Below are 17,936 nucleotides of genomic sequence, written 5' to 3' on the forward strand. Positions count from 1 at the left end.
TAACAACGCGTTTTACTCCCTCCGCGCAGCAAACAATTAACCAACACCGTCATTCCCAGACACTACTGGGAATCTAACGTAAAAGCAGATCCCCACTTTCGTGAGGATGACGCAGTTGTCACCCAAAAACCTGTCGGAACTAAGGTTTTGTCCACCCGCGAAGCCTCCGCCTTCGAATCGTTTTTGATTCGACTCCATCCTCGAATCGTTTTTGATTCGACTCCACCCTAAAACGCAGTTAACAACGCGTTTTACTTCCTTCGCACAGCAAATCATTAACCAACACCGTCATTCCCAGACACTACTGGGAATCTAAAGAAAAAGCGGATCCCCACTTTCGTGAGGATGACGGACATGGGTATGATGAGTTGGCTGTGAGGATGACGGAATAAAGTGCAAGCTAAAGCTCTAAAGGTGACAAACACAGCTAAAAACGCTGTGTTAGGATGACAGCAGCAGCAAACAAGCCTGCGTCAGGTGACAAATCGAACTAAAGTTCTCCTAGGGTGACTATCCTTGCCGTCATTCCCAGACACTACTGGGAATCTAACGCAAAAGCAGATCCCCACTTTCGTGGGGACGACGGAGTTGAGTGTGTAGATGAAGGACAAGGGCATGATGAGTTGGATGTGAGGATGACGAAAAACCTGCTGGAACTAAGGTTTTATCCACCTACGAAGTTGTCACCTAAAAACCTGTCGGAACTAAGGTTTTGTCCACCCGCGAAGCCTCCGCCTTCGAATCGTTTTTGATTCGACTCCACCCTAAAACGCAGTTAACAACGCGTTTTACTCCCTCCGCGCAGCAAACAATTAACCAACACCGTCATTCCCAGACACTACTGGGAATCTAAAGAAAAAGCGGATCCCCACTTTCGTGAGGATGACGGACATGGGTATGATGAGTTGGCTGTGAGGATGACGGAATAAAGTGCAAGCTAAAGCTCTAAAGGTGACAAACACAGCTAAAAACGCTGTGTTAGGATGACAGCAGCAGCAAACAAGCCTGCGTCAGGTGACAAATCGAACTAAAGTTCTCCTAGGGTGACTATCCTTGCCGTCATTCCCAGACACTACTGGGAATCTAACGCAAAAGCAGATCCCCACTTTCGTGGGGACGACGGAGTTGAGTGTGTAGATGAAGGACAAGGGCATGATGAGTTGGATGTGAGGATGACGAAAAACCTGCTGGAACTAAGGTTTTATCCACCTACGAAGTTGTCACCTAACAACTTGTCGGAACTAAGGTTTTATCCACCTACGCAGTTGTCACCTAAAAACCTGCCGAGACTAAGGTTTTATCCACCTACGCAGTTGTCACCTAACAACCTGTCGGAACTAAGGTTTTATCCACCCGCGCAGACTACACCCTCGAATCATTTGTCAGAATGGTTACTGTATCTATAACACCGCCGACTCGCGTGGATCTCCGCTAAGCTCAATACTCGGCAGTTTAATGCCATGCAATTCAAATTGCTCTTTTACCCTCAAAGTTATATCGGTTTGCAGGTTTTTTTCATAGCGAGTATCGAGTACGTAGAGTTTTAAAACTAACTGATATACAACAAAATTATGATTTAAAACTTGTGAGATATTAACCACTATTGGCTTGTTTAGATAAACAAATTTGCTTAACGCTGCATTTTCCCTAATGATTTTCTCCGCGAGCACAAGATCCTGATAGGGGTCGACAAAAAACTCTATCTGAATTTGCATGTCTAATTCGCCATAATTACCAGATGCTGTGATATCACTTAAGAACACATTATTGGGTATGGTTACGACATCGTCGTTTAAAGTTTGAAGTTTTACGGAGCGCAAGCCTATATTGATAACATCACCATATTCTCCGCCAAACCTTACCCGGTCACCAACCTGAAAGGGTCGGTCAAACATGATGGTAATCCCTGCAACAATCGAGGCTGCCAGATCTTTCATAGCAAAACCGATGGCTACGGCGAGTGTACCACCCATAATTGCCAGTAGCTCTTTGCTAATATCAAAGCTTAGTAATATGACGGTTGCGAAAGTTGCAAAGTAAATAATGAACTGTACGAATAACAGAATTTTCTGAAATAGTAAGCGCCGTTCCGCAAAAACATCCGTTAACTCAAATACGATTTTTTTGATCACATTGAGTAAAATCCAAACAACGATAATCAGAATCAATGAAAAGAAAAGGCCAGCGGGTCTGATTACATCAGCCAGGGTCGTTATGACCTGCAGTTCTTGTGAGGCTTCTTCACTATATGCAGGATTAACAAATAATAAAATCAATAACGTGCTGAATAATTTAATAAGGTTTTGCATAGGACTTCTACCGGATTAATAAATTTTGACGTGACAGATATCGCGATACCGAACGATACCAAAGCCAGCTTATTGAATACTTATTATCATGAAAATCAATCATACCATTTGCCTGGCAACGGGCTAGGGCACTTCTAACGGCAAAGTTACGATAACCAAGGTTGCCTTTAATTTCTTTTAAAGATATCGCCCCAAACTGACAAATAACCCGCAATAACAATAGGGTAGTGATTTCGTAGCCCTCCATTAACGTTGTATCGGGATAATCAGGTAATCTAACGATAACCTTATCTTTATCCTGGGCTAAAGAATCTGATAATAACCGACAACTAATGGCCGGGTTGCCATCGGCATAACCCCATATAACTCGGTATACACCACTCTTTTTCTGATTTTCTGGCTCTTCATCTTCATTGTCTGCGAGTTGGCGAGGAATGATTAACTGTGAAAAATCGGGATCTATTTGGTTGAGCCTGGTTCTTTGATCGAGCAATGATTCAATTTCATTTTGGCTCCATGGACCAAGCTTAATGGACGTTGTATTGTGCTCGGGCTCTAAACCTAATGCTTTGACGAGCGGCCAGGAACTACTGTTGAAGGTAAGTACACATAAACACTGTCCAGATAGGTTATTGACCCATGAACATAGCCTGCGGATTTGCTTTTGTCCGTTTGCTCTTGGAGAGAGCAACAAATGGCAGTTATCAATCAGAATAAGGCGAACATCGTTCTCTATTATGGCGTTTCTAATCTGCTCCATCATGGATTGATTAATGGGAACATTAAGTTGCTGAGCAAGCTCGCAAAGTAGATTTTTAAAGCTTGGTTTGCAGTTAAGTCGCAAATGATTGGGTGTAATTTTACTTAAGGAATTAAGGAAAAATGTTTTACCTATTCCTCGTTCCCCGACGACCGAGACATGACTCAAGTCACCGGTATCCATCATCTTTTGTACCAGTTTAATATGGGCAGCATGAACACTTTCTATTTCATAGCCATCACCGGATATCAACTTGTCCTTTAATGACGTTTCTATATCCGGTAAATGACTTTGTTTATCAATTCCTTCCTGATTATCACTGATGAATTTTTTCCGATATATTTCTGTGGTAAATCGTCTTCCTGTTTCGGCCTTATAAATTATTTGCAAAAACATGTGTACGGTGCCCATATAGATGGAATAGAGCACACAAATATTTGCGCTAACAAACCCCTTTAAACCAGTTTGATTGCCATGAATGCGTTTTATCCAGTCAGGTGCGTCCCTTTCTTGTCCTACGACCTGAAAAGCATCTTGTTTCCACGTGCTAATCAAATATAGATACACCGGAATAAAGAGCACTAGAAACAGCCTAGAAAGCCAGGCAAAAATTGTCACTTCCCCGATATAAAGACTCAACAAAGAGTCCATCATCATAAATAGGCCAAACCACCAAATTAATAATTTAATAGAACGGGATTGGGCTTTGCTTATGCCTTTTAATAACCCTCGCTTACCTCTTTCGACCATTTTTTCTAAGAGCTTGAATATGAATATGGTAATGCAAGCCCAGAAGGCGATGGTCGATATGGTGGCTTTAGATATGGGGATTTGCAATACATCCAGAGACGCTAAAAGAATGTTGATAAATACCAACCACTCTATTGGGCTTCGTGTTTTGTCCAGATACCAAATAAAACGGGCATATTTACGCTTAATACTAGTAGCCGGGCGTTGCTCTAAGATACGTTTTCGCCAGTTTGGAAAACCATCCTTTGCCCATGAACGCCAGATATAAAAGATGAAAATAGCCATGAATAGCTTTAACAGCGTAACGATCAAGTCTAGTGGCGCAAGATGAAATCGTTTTGGGATCTCCATAAACCGGTCGTAAGTCGCTTTGGCGATAACCAATAGTTCGAGTTTGATATAACTGGCTTCTAGCTTGGCCTCTTTAATGCCATCGAGTCTGGTACTTGTATGAATTGCGACAAATTCAGGGGGGGCTTCGTTGAATATTTTTTCACGCAAATAAAATAGGTTTTTTACTTCGATCGCTTGTTCAAATAAATGTTGAAAATACTCATCGTTATTAATCTGCGCAAAAAGGCTTAAATCTGTTTTATCGGAGAGTAAATCTTTTTCAAATATTGCGACTTTTTCCTCGATAACGGGCCTTAATCTAAAGTAAAATTCTTTATAATCATTGGGACTTCGGGTTAAGTTATCGACTTTATTTTTTAGCTCAGCAAATTCCGCTTCAAATAGCTCTAATTGGCCTTCTGGTTTGTCCTCGGCATTAGCTGCACCATCAGGTTCAGGCAATATGCTGTCAGGCTTTTTTAATTTGTCTTCCTCGGACGCAATAACCTCTTGCGGACTCTCTTCCTGATTCTTTTGCGGGTTTTCTTCCACGACCGAGAAAGCCTGATGCACAGGAGAAGGTTCAGGCGGAGCAGCACTGACACAAGGAGATAGAAAAGTGATTACCAATAACGCCATGCTAATGGCAATAAATATCGTTTTATTGTGTGATTGACCTTGCATGTCAAAAACCTTAACCAGTTGACATCATTAAAGTAAAAAGTCTTATGCAGTGATGAATTGACAATCTATTAGTATGGTTCAGGCTGACGTTTTTGCGAGAAACAAAAAGAATACTAGGCGAAAAAAAACCGGCGACAGCCGGTTTTTGTAGGTTCTAAAATGAGATTATTTAACGGAATAATAACTTAAGCATTGTTCAACTTCTTGCTTAGAGCCAAGAATGACTTCAACACGCTGATGAATATCATCTGGTTCGATGTCCATAATACGCTCCTCATTGGTGACACTGAGTCCGCCCGCTTGCTCAACAAGGAAGCTCATCGGATTAGCTTCATACATTAGGCGTAATTTCGCAGGTTTGGCCGGATCTTTGTTGTCTGTTGGATAGCTAAAGATACCGCCTCGGGTCAGAATGCGATGCACATCACCAACCATGGCGCCATTCCAGCGCATATTAAAGTTGCGACCGCGAGGCCCTTCCTTACCTAACAATAAGTCATCAATATAGTTTGCCATTGGCGCTTGCCAGAAACGTTGATTGGACATATTGATAGCAAATTCTGACGTCTGCTGAGGCACCTGGATATTGCGTTCCGTTAGCATGTAGCTGCCGTGGGTTTTATCCAGAGTATAAAAATGGGTACCGCTGCCTGTGGTCATTGCCAGCGTAGTGCTCGGACCATATAAAACGTAACCGGCACACACTTGTTTATGCCCAGGTTGTTTAAACATATCTGGGTCACTTGCATCCATACCTTCCGGAGCTTCCATAATCGAGAAAATGGTGCCAATCAGAGAGTTGATTTCAATATTCGAACTGCCATCGAGAGGATCAAAGGAAACGATATATTTACCTTTATCCTGTCCTGCAACCGAAGTATCTTCTTCTTCTGAGGAAATGGCTTTTACAAAACCGGATTCCAGCAAAATATCTTTAAGTAATTGGTTTGCTACAACGTCCAATTGTTTTTGCACTTCACCTTGAATATTTTCATCCAAAGTAGAGCCCATGACTTCACTTAAATGACCCTGACCAACACGAAATGAGATTTCTTTGGTTGCGGCAAGAATGGTTTTGATTAAAGAGATCAGATCAAGAGGAACGTTATCTTCACGTAGAGCAGGAGCGAGACGTTGCATAATTTAGCCTGGTTTTTATGATGTTATTTTTCGAGAGTATTTATTGTACAAAAGTTCGCGGAAAATCACTATTCGTTATTGCACTTATTTATGCCATTAAAAATAGATAGATGTATCTATATATCGATATCAATACCGAGGCGTTTTATGTTCGCTGTATGTCAGGATTTAGGTTATATTGGAGCTGAAAAAATAATTCTAAAGGTCGACAATGCGCATCTATAAATTCCTTATATTTCTTGTGCTTGCATTTAGCTTGCAAGTGAATGCTCAATCAATCCCAGAATTTGCGAAAAATAAGCAGTTCTTTGATGGGTTTATTCCGTTTTATCTCGACGAAAACTCAGGCAACGTTTATTTGCAAATTGAGGACTTTGACGAGCCATTCTTATTTCAGAGTAGCCTTCCTCATGGTATTGGTTCTAATGATATCGGCTTAGATCGCGGCCAGTTAGGGGACACCCGGTTGGTACAATTTGAAAAACGTGGCAATAAAGTATTGCTGCGTCAGATCAATACCTACTACAGGGCTGATAGCGACAATGCGATGGAACGCCAGGCGGTCAATGAAGCGTTTGCCAGTTCGATTATCCAGGGTTTTAGTATTGTTGAATCTGATAAGAATCGAGTCATTATCGATTACACGGATTTTTTAATGTCAGATATCCATAATTTGGCAAATACGTTAAAACAACGGGAGCAGGGAAGTTTTGCAATTGATAAAAGTCGTAGCGCTGTGTATCAGGAACGAACTAAAGCCTTTGTTGATAACACCGAACTTGAAGCGATTATCACCTTCAAAGGTCAGGGTACGGGAGCCTATTTAAAGTCGGTTACCCCAGATGCCAATGCGGTATCCGTTAACTTGCATCATTCCATGATTCGCTTGCCGGATAACCAATATCAAACCCGAACATTCCACCCTTTTTCAGGGATGTGGTCGGTTGAATACGCCGATTACGCCAGTGCGATTGAAGATAACCTAGTCAAGCGCATCATTCCTCGTCATCGTTTGCAGAAAAAAAATCCTACAGCGCAGCGCAGTGAAGCCGTTGAACCGATCGTTTACTATTTAGATCCAGGTGTACCAGAGCCGGTAAAAAGCGCGCTAATCGATGGCGCATTGTGGTGGAATGAAGCCTATGAGGAATTAGGTTTTATTGATGCTTTCCAGGTGAAAATGTTACCAGAAGATGCGGATCCAATGGATGTCCGTTACAACGTCATCCAATGGGTCCACCGTGCAACCAGGGGCTGGTCTTATGGCGCGTCTGTTATCGACCCTCGCACAGGTGAAATACTTAAAGGTCATGTTACGTTAGGCTCTTTGCGTGTCCGACAGGACTATCTGATTGCTCTGGGACTGACATCACCATTTACGGGTAAACAAAAAGTCGATACAACGGCGATGAAAAACATGGCGTTGGCGCGAATTCGTCAACTATCAGCTCATGAAGTGGGCCATACGTTGGGCGTTGCTCACAACTTTTCCGCCAGTGTCAATAATCGCGCATCGGTAATGGATTATCCACATCCTTACGTCAAGCTTGATGAGAACGGCAACATTGATTTATCTCAAGCTTACGATGTAGGTCTTGGAGCCTGGGATAAGCATGTTATCGCTTATGCCTATGGTATTTATCAAAATGAAACGGAATCCCTTGCTAAAGTCATTCGGTCGGCTAAAGAAAAAGGCCTGAAATACATGTCTGATCCCGATGCGCGCCCGCGCTCTGGTGCAGATGCACACGGTCATCTTTGGGACAATGGAGCCGATCCTGTTGAAGAGTTAGCCAGAGTCAATAAAATTCGCAGTAAAGCTCTGGAAAACTTCGGTGCCGATACGATCCCTGCCGGCATCCCATTTTCAGAACTAGAGAATACCCTGGTTCCAATCTATAACTTTCATCGCTATCAAGTCGAAGCCGCCGTAAAACTGATTGCCGGGTTAGACTATCAATACGCGATTAAAGGTGAAGACAATTCACCGGTTAAACTGGTTGCGCCGAACAAACAGCAGCAGGCAATACACGCTCTGCTCTTGACACTGGATAGCAAGTTCCTGACTTTGCCTGAATCAATTCTGGCTTTGATCCCACCGAAAGCCTATGGGTATTATCGAGATCGAGAAAGTTTCCCCAGTAAAACGGGCCTTGCATTCGATCCCGTATCAGCGGCACAAGCTAGTGCAAAACATACCATTAGCTTGATGTTAGAGCCCCAGCGCCTGGCCCGTTTGCAACAACATCATGCCCGCAATAATGCGATTCCAGGGGTTGTCGATTTGCTAAATCAACTCACGACCAAAACCATTAAGTCCGGGCCTGCATCAGGCATGGAATTAGTGGTCCAGCAACGTGTTAACCAACAAACCCTGGATAATTTACTAAGTCTGTATCACAACCCGGAGCTCGTTGGCGAAGTTCGCGCAGATGTATACCAACATTTGTCGGATTTACAAGAATGGTTAACGATTAACGCCAACCGAGTCGGCAATAATAAACTGGCGAGCCAGTATCACTTGCTTGCAGGGCAGATCGCGTATAGTCTGCAGCAAGGAAAGGTGATAATGCCTGAGGCAAACGTTAAGTTACCTCCAGGTTCACCGATAGGAAACAATTAACAGGCTGTCACGTTAATGAGTAAGCATATTCATATATTGGGAGTGTGCGGTACCTTTATGGGAGGTATCGCAGCGATTGCCAAAGAATTGGGGTATCGGGTTTCTGGTTCAGATGCCAATGTGTACCCACCGATGAGCACTCAGCTCGAGTCGTTAGGGATAGAGCTTAAGTCCGGTTACCTGCCTGAGCATTTAGCTGATGAACCTGACTTGGTGATTGTTGGCAACGCTATGTCCCGTGGTAACCCCATGGTTGAATATGTGCTGGAACGCAATATACCTTATACATCCGGGCCGCAGTGGTTGCAGGATAATGTGTTGCAGCAGCGCTGGGTCCTGGCAGTATCCGGAACCCACGGTAAAACCACGACTAGCAGTATGCTTGCCTGGATCCTTGAGTATGCGAAATTAGCGCCCGGATTTTTAATTGGTGGTGTTCCGCAAAACTTTACGGAATCGGCGCGTCTGGGCGACGCTCCGTTTTTTGTCATCGAAGCAGACGAATACGATACGGCTTTCTTTGATAAGCGCTCTAAATTTGTCCATTACCGTCCACGGACGTTAGTCATTAATAACCTTGAATTTGATCATGCCGATATCTTTGATTCCATTAAAGATATTCAGCGCCAGTTTCACCATTTGGTGCGCATGGTTCCCGGCAATGGTTTGTTGTTAGCGCCAGAAAATGAAATCTACATCGATGAAACTCTGGCACAGGGGTTGTGGACTCCAACGGAGTTCAGTCGCAGTTCTAAAGGGTGGCAAGCGCACAAAATTCGTGTCGATGGCAGTGCGTTTGAGGTGGTTTTTAACGGTGAAAAACAGGGCGAAGTACACTGGAATTTGCTCGGTGACTTCAATATTGATAATGCTTTGATGGCAATAGGTGCAGCCCGGCACGCAGGGGTGCCAGTGTCAGTTTCCTGTGAAGCGCTCGCTGATTTTGTGAATACCAAAAGACGTCAGGAGCTGCTCGGTTGCCCAAATGGCGTATATGTATATGATGATTTCGCGCATCATCCAACCGCGATCACCAAAACCTTAAGTGCAATGCGCAGTCATATTGGTGAAAAGCGTCTTATTGCCGTACTCGAACCAAGATCGAATACCATGAAATCCGGCGTTCATAAGGACACGTTAGCTCAGGCGTTTAATGACGCTGATCGTGTGTTTATTTATCATGATCCTTCATTCGAATGGTCAGTAGCGGATGTGTGTGAACAGATTGAAAGCCCTGCCAGTGCTCACGAAAACATCACACAATTATTGGAAGCTGTGTCGAATTATGCTCATCCCGGCGATCATATCGTAATTATGAGCAATGGCGGCTTTTCGGGCTTTCATACTAAGCTGTTAAGTAAGCTAACCAACTAACTCAATATGGATAAGGAAAAAATCTTGGCTGAGTTTAAAGGCAAGATCACATTGGCGATTACCGGAGCTTCAGGCAGCGCTTACGCCATGCGCCTGCTGGAGTGTTTGTTGCATGCCGACTATCAGGTTTACGTATTAATTTCTTCTGCGGCAAGAGTGGTTTTTGATACTGAAATTGGGGTTAAAATTCCAGGCAATCCGGAAAAGGCAAGTGCATTTCTGATCAAACATTTTTCCTGTAAAGATGAACAGATTCAGGTGTTTGGCAAAGAACAATGGTTTTCACCGGTCGCTTCAGGTTCTGCAGCCCCAAAACAAATGGTGGTGTGTCCTTGCAGTACAGGTACGCTTGCCGCGATTAGTCAGGGGATGAGTGATAATTTGATAGAACGTGCCGCCGATGTCGTCATCAAAGAACGAGGCCAATTAATTTTAGTGCCACGCGAAACGCCGTTCTCAACCATACATCTTGCCAATATGCATAGCCTGTCGCAGATGGGAGTGACCATTATGCCGGCAGCGCCCGGCTTTTATCACAACCCTAAATCTATCGAAGATCTCATTGATTTCATGGTTGGCCGAATGTTGGATCATTTAGACATCGAGCAGCATATTATGCCGCGATGGGGATATACAAACTAAGTATCCAATGTACCAATATTAGTGAGTGATTATTCGGTTAATTAGCAATAATCACGAACGTTCTGATACTTGATATGCATCCTGTCGATAATTATTTTAAATCCGTCTCAAATCCTGACGTAAATCGGTAACCTGCCTTTACTCCCAATACGCTTTATGGTTTATTGCCATAACGAAATATTCCTTTCATTAAAACAACAAGGTAGGCGTTATGTCATATCGAAGTTTAAAGCCGTCGCTGATTGCGGCGAGTCTTTCTCTTTTGTTTGCCGCACAAAGCAATGCATTCTCAACTGAATCCAGCGATGATACATCTGAAAAAGCGAAAAGTGAGTGGTCGGTAAATGAGCCTATGGGTGAATTTAAAACCGTTGCCATCGATGTTACCGAAGGTACCTGGATGAATGTCGATATCAGTCCAGATGGAAAAACGGTCGTGTTTGACTTGCTGGGTGACATCTACACCATGCCAGTAAGCGGCGGTAAAGCAAAAGCTTTGATGACTGACATTGCCTGGCAAATGCAACCGAGGTTTTCTCCAGATGGTAAATACATTGCCTTTACCTCCGATCAAGGCGGTGGTGACAATCTTTGGGTAATGGAAGCTGATGGCTCAAATCCTGTGGCTGTTACCAATGAAACCTTCCGTTTAATTAACTCTCCTGCCTGGAGCCCAGATGGCAATTATTTGTTAGGTCGGAAACACTTTACCGGTTCTCGCTCATTAGGAGCTGGTGAAGTTTGGATGTACCACAAAACGGGTGGCAGTGGCATGATGCTGACCAAGCGTCCAAACCAGCAAAAAGACCTTGGCGAGCCGGCTTTTTCTCCTGATGGACGATACGTGTATTTTTCTCAGGATGCGACACCAGGTAAAACATTCCATTACTCCAAAGATAGTGAGAAAGGGATTTACAAGATCAAACGTCTGGACCGTGAGACCGGAGAAATTGAAGTGATTTTATCGGGTAGGGGTGGGGCGATTCGTCCAACGCCATCACCTGATGGAAAAAAGCTGGCCTACATTAGTCGGGTAGACTTCCAAAGTACCTTGTTTATTTACGATTTGGAAACCGGCGAGAAAACCGCTGTTTACGACAAGCTTGATCGTGATATGCAGGAAACCTGGGCAATTCATGGCGTTTATCCAACGATGGCCTGGACACCAGATAATGAAGAAATCATTTTTTGGGCCGGCGGTAAAATCAACAAGCTTGATGTGGATAGTAAACAAGCCAGCGTTATCGATTTTCATGTAAAAACTGAAAAGCAAATGCAGGAAACGGTCCGATTTGAACAAAACATTGATGTCGACAATATCGACGTGAAAATGCTGCGCGACGTCGAGATTTCACCTGATGGCAGTAAAGTCGTGTTTGAAGCGTTAGGGCATGTCTATGTCCGGTCTTTGCCTGATGGAAAGGCGAAACGATTGACCAAACAAACGACGCATTTTGAATTGAACCCAAGCTTTTCCCGTGATGGTAAGCAAATCGTTTTTGCCACCTGGCATGATCAACAGCAAGGTAACATTCGCGTTGTTTCTGCGCGCAGTGGACGTGGCAAAAATCTGTTAGACGAACCTGGGAAATATATTGAGCCGGTATTTTCTCCAGACGGTAAAACTGTGGTTTACCGAAAAGCCAAAGGTGGATATATCACCCCTGCCGTACATAGCTTAGAGCCAGGTATTTATAAGGTTTCCGCCAAAGGTGGTGAGACAACATTGGTAACTGACAATGGCAGTCAACCACAATTTGCTGATCGCAATGATCGCATTTATCTGCAACGCTACGGTGAAACGCCTGAGTTGGCCCGTATCGATTTGGACGGGAAAAACGAAAAAACCTTGTATTCCGGTAAGTACGCCACTGAATATCGGGTTTCGCCTGATGGTCAGTATCTGGCATTTGCAGAGCGCTTCAAGGTGTTCGTAACGCCTTTAGTTGAACGTGGCGACGTGATAAATGTTGGCCCTTCTGCGAACAATATCCCGGTTCACAAACTGTCCGCCAGAGCCGGCGAAAACATTAGCTTTAATGGCAATAGTGATGAAATTTACTGGAGCCTTGGACCAGATCTGTACCAGGCCTCTCTAGCAGGAATGTTTGATATTGGTCAGGATAAAGCGGAAGCTAAAGAGCCGAAAGTAACCAGTATTGGCTTTGACAAAAAGGCCGATGTACCAACAGGTATTGTTGCCTTCGTTGGTGGCAAAGTTGTGACTATGGAAGGTGATGAAGTGATCACCGACGGTGTGGTTCTGGTCGAAGGAAATCATATTACAGCGGTTGGCCGTAAAGATGAGGTCGAAATTCCTAAATCGGCTAAGATTATCGACGCCTCCGGCAAAACGGTAATGCCAGGCCTGGTTGATGCTCACGCTCATGGCCCGCAAGGCAGCAATGAAATTATTCCGCAACAAAACTGGAAAAACTATGCAACCCTGGCATTAGGCGTGACCACGATTCACGATCCGTCTAATGACACGACGGAAATTTTTGCGGCAAGTGAACTGCAAAAAACGGGGCAGATCGTCGCGCCTCGTATTTTCTCAACCGGTAGCATTTTATATGGTGCCTCAGCAGCGGGGTATACCTCTCATGTGGATAGCCTTGACGATGCCCGCTTTCAGGTTGAACGCCTGAAGTCTGTTGGCGCTTTTAGTGTGAAATCATACAACCAACCGCGTCGTAATCAGCGTCAGCAAATTATCCAGGCGGGTCGTGAACTGGGGGTCATGGTTGTCCCTGAAGGTGGCTCTCTATTGCAGCATAACCTGAGCATGGTTGCCGATGGCCACACCTCGTTAGAGCATTCAATTTCGACTGCGAGAATCTATAACGATATTCGCCAGTTCTGGAAGGCATCAGATACGGCTTATGTTCCAACGCTTGTGGTTGCGTACGGTGGTATTTCTGGTGAACACTACTGGTATGATAAAACCGAAGTTTGGAAGCACCCACTATTAAGTAAATATGTACCTATGGATGTACTGGCGCCACGCTCTATGCGTCGAACCACGGCTCCAGAGCATCATTACAATCATATCCGCGTCGCTGAAGTTGCGAAGGAAATGCAGGATATGGGTGTGTTAGTAGGTATTGGTGCCCATGGACAACGGGAAGGCTTGGGCGCCCATTGGGAGATGTGGATGATGGCGCAGGGCGGCATGACCCCAGTTGAAGCCATTCGTACCGCAACGATCGATCCGGCAAAGCATCTTGGTCTGGATAAGCAGCTTGGCTCTCTTAAAGAAGGTAAGCTTGCGGATATTATCGTCGTCGATGGTGATGTGACTCAGGATATCCGCCTATCAGACAACATTGAGCAGGTGATGATCAATGGGCGTTTATACGATGCGAACACCATGAATGAGATTGGCAATTATGATAAACAACGCCAACCTTTCTACTTTGAAAATTAATTAATAAACCAATACCCAGGTAAAAAGCCACGCTTGCGTGGCTTTTTTGTCGCCACAACAACGGCTTGCTGCTGGGCGATGCAGCATTGAAAATCCGATAGGAAATAAGGACATAAAAATAGCGATTAAATGGCGAAGATTTTTTCTTTAGAATCTCCCCATCGAGTGATAAACTGACTTTCTTCTTGATGATTATTCAGTATCGAGAACACAGCGAACGTAGCTCGTGCACACTCCTTAACGGCGAGTTATTATCATAGGTTTATAAAGTAATACCCAGTCTTAATCGGATTTGGTATCAGATTACAGGATTTTTTCATGGCCAGTCGTGGTGTAAATAAAGTAATTATTGTAGGTAATTTAGGGCAAGACCCTGAAGTTCGTTTTTTTCCAAGTGGCGGTGCAATTTGTAACGTAACTATCGCTACCTCTGAAAGTTGGAAAGATAAGCAAACGGGTGAGCAAAAAGAAATCACCGAATGGCATCGCGTTGTATTTAACAACCGTCTTGCAGAAATTGCCGGTGAGTACCTGAAAAAAGGTTCAAAAGTCTATGTTGAAGGTCGTTTACAAACGCGTAAATGGCAGAATCAGCAAGGTCAGGATCAGTACACTACGGAAATCCGTGCGAACGAAATGCAAATGCTAGATTCTCGTGGCGCAGGTCAGAATGCTGGTGGATTCTCTCAGAATCAAGGGCAGGGCGGTTTTAATCAACAGGCTGCACCACAATCAGCACCACAACCTGCGATGCAACAGGGCGGTTATCAGGCCAATCAGGGTGGTTTTAATCAGCAACCAGCGCAAGCAGCGCCAAAGCCAGCTCAAAGTGGCGGTTATCAGCAAAACCAACAAGGCGGCTTTCAGCAGAATAATCAACAAGCGGCTCCAAAGGTAAATCCTCAAGAGCCTGTAATGGATTTTGACGACGATATTCCATTCTAGGAAACGTATATTTTAAAAGTGTAAATATAAACCACTTTTAATCAAAGATATCATCCAAACCCAGTGTAAAAGCTGGGTTTTTTTATTTATACCAATCACATTAAATTATTGCTCATACCAATCACATTAAATTATTGCTCACTCAGTGAGAATTTAAAGGCTTTTAGGCAAGGCTTTGATTGCAGAGAATGGTCGTTCCATTGTCAAAATCAGTAACGTAGGATAAACGCCTTTAATACTCACCCGTAGGGAGTTTATCTTAAGGCCCATTTACGACCCTATATTTCAATAATATAGATTGACTATATCAATGAAATCTATGTTGTAACTGAACCTCTGCCCTAACTCTGAGTTGTGCACAAACTTAATGTAATTGGTATCACTTAGCGAGAATCTAAAGCCGGTTAGTCAATATGCCCGAAAAGCCGGAATTTTCTTATTACTCTCAATCAGGCAAGTTGGCTGCGAATGCCTTAAACATGAAATATTTTCAATATATACTGGTAAATAAGAATAATTCGTATTAACATTCACTCCCATTGAACTCTGATACTAAGATACCGCGGTGAAATCTCCTTCACTGTTTGTGTATCTGAAAAATTAAAAATAATTGCACAGTAATTTTTTGAGGCTAATCCATTGAAATTTAAACTTACAAGTATCGCCGCTGCATTGGTTTTAAGTCACTCAGTCGCTGCTGATGACCATAAAGACATCGAAAAAATTGTGGTCGAAGGGCGTTATCTTTCCATTAATGAGTCCAATTCAATTAAATCCCCGACTCCAATTATTGATGTGCCTCAAAGTCTTTCGATTATTACTGCTGAACAGATCACTGAGCAAGGCTTTACCAGCATCGGTGATATTATTGCTTACACACCAGGCGTAAATACCTCTCAGGGTGAAGGTCATCGTGATTCCGTTGTTTTTCGTGGCGTACGCTCTACAGCGGATTTTTATATCGACGGTAATCGAGATGATGTCCAATATTACCGCGCACTTTATAATATCGAACAAGTAGAAATTCTTCGCGGCGCCAATGCCTTGTTATTTGGACGTGGCGGTACTGGCGGTATCTTAAATCGTGTATCTAAGAAAGCAAAGGTCGATGAACAATTCACCGGCTATAAAGCCTATTTAAATACCTTCGGTGGTTATGATGCGGAAATAGATACCAATTTTTCTACAGGTGATTCGTCAGCGGTGCGCATCAACGCCATGTACGAGCAGCTTGAAAATGATCGTGATTTCTTTGATGGTGAACGTATCGGTTTCAACCCAACTGCGCGCATAGAGTTGAGCGATTATTCAACGCTCGACGTTTCTTATGAATACATTAATCATGATCGTTTTATCGATCGTGGTATACCAACAGGTGATGATGGCCGCCCGGTTGAATCCCTTAAAGATGTGGTTTTCGGTGATCCGGAAAATAACTATCAGCAACTCGATGCTCATGTATTTAGAATCAATTTAGAACAAGAGTTTACCGATAGCCTAAAAGGTAACTTCAACGCCTTTTATGGTGAATACGATAAAGTGTATTCGAACTTTTATGCGGCTGGGTATGATCAATCCACCAATATCGTGACCTTAGATGGTTATGTTGATACTACTGCTCGCGATAACTTAATTTTGTCAGCCAACTTAGTGTCAGACTTTGAAACCGGTAGTTTCGGTCATACGCTTATATTTGGTGGAGAATACATCAAAACCAATTCTGATCAGGACCGAATTAATCCTGTATTTGACTCTACAATGAGTGATAAAGAATCTTTTATTGCTAATCGCCCATTGGATTTTAAAGGATTATCCGGCGTGAATGCTGCGGGTGAAAATGTCATGGCCACGTTTAGTGATCTAAATGATGATACCCGTGTCACCCTGGATGTTTACTCTGTTTATGTGCAGGACGAGATTGCGATATCTGACCATCTTGATGTTGTCATCGGCGCTCGTTTTGATAGCTTTGACATTAATGTGTTCAATGCGGATCCTGATGTTCTTGAAACCCGGTCTCGTCTTGATGAAGAAGTGTCACCTCGCGCCGGTTTAGTCTATAAGCCTCAGGAAAATATCTCGATTTACGCCAGTTATAGCGAATCGTTTTTACCGCGCAGTGGTGAGCAGTATGCCAATATCAATGGCGACAATGATCAGTTAGCACCCGATACATATGAAACCAAAGAAGTTGGTGTTAAATGGGACTTTGCTGAAGGTTTGAGCTTTACTGCGGCGATATTTGAAAACGAGCAAAAATCTCCTCAGGTATCGGATAATGATTCATCCACATTGGATGTGATTGAATCGGAAATTTCTGGCTTTGAGTTACAATTTTCAGGAAAACTAACCGACGATTGGTCTTTGTCTGCAAACTACAGCAATTTAGAAGGTGAGAATGGTAGTAATGGTAATACCCCTCGCGAATTGCCAGAAAACACTTTCTCAGTTTGGAGCATGTATCAATTAACGCATGCCTTTGGTTTTGGCTTAGGGGCTGTATATCAGGATGAAAGCTTCATTGATAACGGTAATACCAGAGTATTGCCAAGTTATACACGAGTCGATGCATCAGCGTACTATGATGTAAGCGACGATCTTAGAGTTCAGGTAAATATTGAAAACCTTACCGATGAGTTGTATTTCCCCAATGCACACTCTACCCATCAAGCGACAGTTGGTGCCCCATTAAATGCCATGGTCACTGTGATTGGTCAATTCTAGTATTTTGAAAAAATAGTAGTGACTGCCAACTCTCAAATTGGTGATCACATAAAAAGGCCGATGCATTGCATCGGCCTTTTTTATGTTCGGGTTTAATTATACCAATCCCATTAAGTTTGTGCACAACTCAGAGTTAGGGCAGAGGTTTAGTTACAACATAGATTTCGTTGATATAGTCATTCTATATTAATGAAATATAGGGCAGTAAATGGGCCTCTCACTAAC

The 17,936-nt window shown here is 43.3% G+C and carries 9 protein-coding genes; 6 read left to right on the forward strand and 3 right to left on the reverse strand.

Features of this window, described 5'->3' with window-relative positions:
- Window positions 1–1,400 precede the first annotated feature (1,400 nt).
- The 3 genes from ACHUFQ_RS15635 to ACHUFQ_RS15645 form a co-directional block, all read right to left on the reverse strand.
- Window positions 1,401–2,309: a mechanosensitive ion channel family protein gene (locus ACHUFQ_RS15635; RefSeq protein ID WP_394176785.1), complete on the reverse strand. Its 909-nt coding sequence runs from the start codon at window positions 2,307–2,309 to the stop codon at window positions 1,401–1,403.
- 7 nt (window positions 2,310–2,316) lie between these two features.
- Complete coding sequence (locus ACHUFQ_RS15640) at window positions 2,317–4,836, reverse strand: AAA family ATPase (RefSeq protein WP_394176786.1); 2,520 nt, start codon at window positions 4,834–4,836, stop codon at window positions 2,317–2,319.
- A gap of 165 nt (window positions 4,837–5,001) precedes the next feature.
- Window positions 5,002–5,976 carry a class 1 fructose-bisphosphatase gene (locus ACHUFQ_RS15645; RefSeq protein ID WP_394176787.1) on the reverse strand — a complete coding sequence of 325 codons (975 nt, stop codon included), beginning with the start codon at window positions 5,974–5,976 and terminating at the stop codon, window positions 5,002–5,004.
- Window positions 5,977–6,187: 211 nt separating this feature from the next.
- On the opposite strand from ACHUFQ_RS15645, the gene ACHUFQ_RS15650 reads away from it, so the two are divergent.
- The 6 genes from ACHUFQ_RS15650 (at window position 6,188) to ACHUFQ_RS15675 (ending at window position 17,711) form a co-directional block, all read left to right on the forward strand.
- Window positions 6,188–8,599 carry a zinc-dependent metalloprotease gene (locus tag ACHUFQ_RS15650; RefSeq protein ID WP_394176788.1) on the forward strand — a complete coding sequence of 804 codons (2,412 nt, stop codon included), beginning with the start codon at window positions 6,188–6,190 and terminating at the stop codon, window positions 8,597–8,599.
- Between the two features lie 15 nt (window positions 8,600–8,614).
- Window positions 8,615–9,973, forward strand: coding sequence for a UDP-N-acetylmuramate:L-alanyl-gamma-D-glutamyl-meso-diaminopimelate ligase (gene mpl, locus ACHUFQ_RS15655; protein WP_394176789.1), 1,359 nt, complete (start codon window positions 8,615–8,617; stop codon window positions 9,971–9,973).
- A gap of 24 nt (window positions 9,974–9,997) precedes the next feature.
- On the forward strand, window positions 9,998–10,615 hold the full coding sequence (locus ACHUFQ_RS15660; protein ID WP_394176790.1) for a flavin prenyltransferase UbiX: 618 nt from the start codon (window positions 9,998–10,000) through the stop codon (window positions 10,613–10,615).
- Window positions 10,616–10,826: 211 nt separating this feature from the next.
- Window positions 10,827–14,042 carry an amidohydrolase family protein gene (locus tag ACHUFQ_RS15665; protein ID WP_394176791.1) on the forward strand — a complete coding sequence of 1,072 codons (3,216 nt, stop codon included), beginning with the start codon at window positions 10,827–10,829 and terminating at the stop codon, window positions 14,040–14,042.
- Window positions 14,043–14,360: 318 nt separating this feature from the next.
- The gene (ssb, locus tag ACHUFQ_RS15670) at window positions 14,361–14,987 is read left to right on the forward strand and encodes a single-stranded DNA-binding protein (RefSeq protein WP_394176792.1); all 627 of its coding nucleotides are present in this window, start codon (window positions 14,361–14,363) and stop codon (window positions 14,985–14,987) included.
- Between the two features lie 639 nt (window positions 14,988–15,626).
- On the forward strand, window positions 15,627–17,711 hold the full coding sequence (locus ACHUFQ_RS15675; RefSeq protein WP_394176793.1) for a TonB-dependent receptor: 2,085 nt from the start codon (window positions 15,627–15,629) through the stop codon (window positions 17,709–17,711).
- Window positions 17,712–17,936 lie beyond the last annotated feature (225 nt).

Source organism: Thalassotalea litorea, from assembly GCF_043642205.1.
Lineage (GTDB): Bacteria > Pseudomonadota > Gammaproteobacteria > Enterobacterales > Alteromonadaceae > Thalassotalea_A > Thalassotalea_A litorea.

Coding starts and splice junctions, on each gene's coding strand:
- ACHUFQ_RS15635 (WP_394176785.1), bottom strand. CDS start 2,309: ATGCAAAACCTTATTAAATTATTCAGCACGTTATTGATTTTATTATTT.
- ACHUFQ_RS15640 (WP_394176786.1), bottom strand. CDS start 4,836: ATGCAAGGTCAATCACACAATAAAACGATATTTATTGCCATTAGCATG.
- ACHUFQ_RS15645 (WP_394176787.1), bottom strand. CDS start 5,976: ATGCAACGTCTCGCTCCTGCTCTACGTGAAGATAACGTTCCTCTTGAT.
- ACHUFQ_RS15650 (WP_394176788.1), top strand. CDS start 6,188: ATGCGCATCTATAAATTCCTTATATTTCTTGTGCTTGCATTTAGCTTG.
- mpl (WP_394176789.1), top strand. CDS start 8,615: ATGAGTAAGCATATTCATATATTGGGAGTGTGCGGTACCTTTATGGGA.
- ACHUFQ_RS15665 (WP_394176791.1), top strand. CDS start 10,827: ATGTCATATCGAAGTTTAAAGCCGTCGCTGATTGCGGCGAGTCTTTCT.
- ssb (WP_394176792.1), top strand. CDS start 14,361: ATGGCCAGTCGTGGTGTAAATAAAGTAATTATTGTAGGTAATTTAGGG.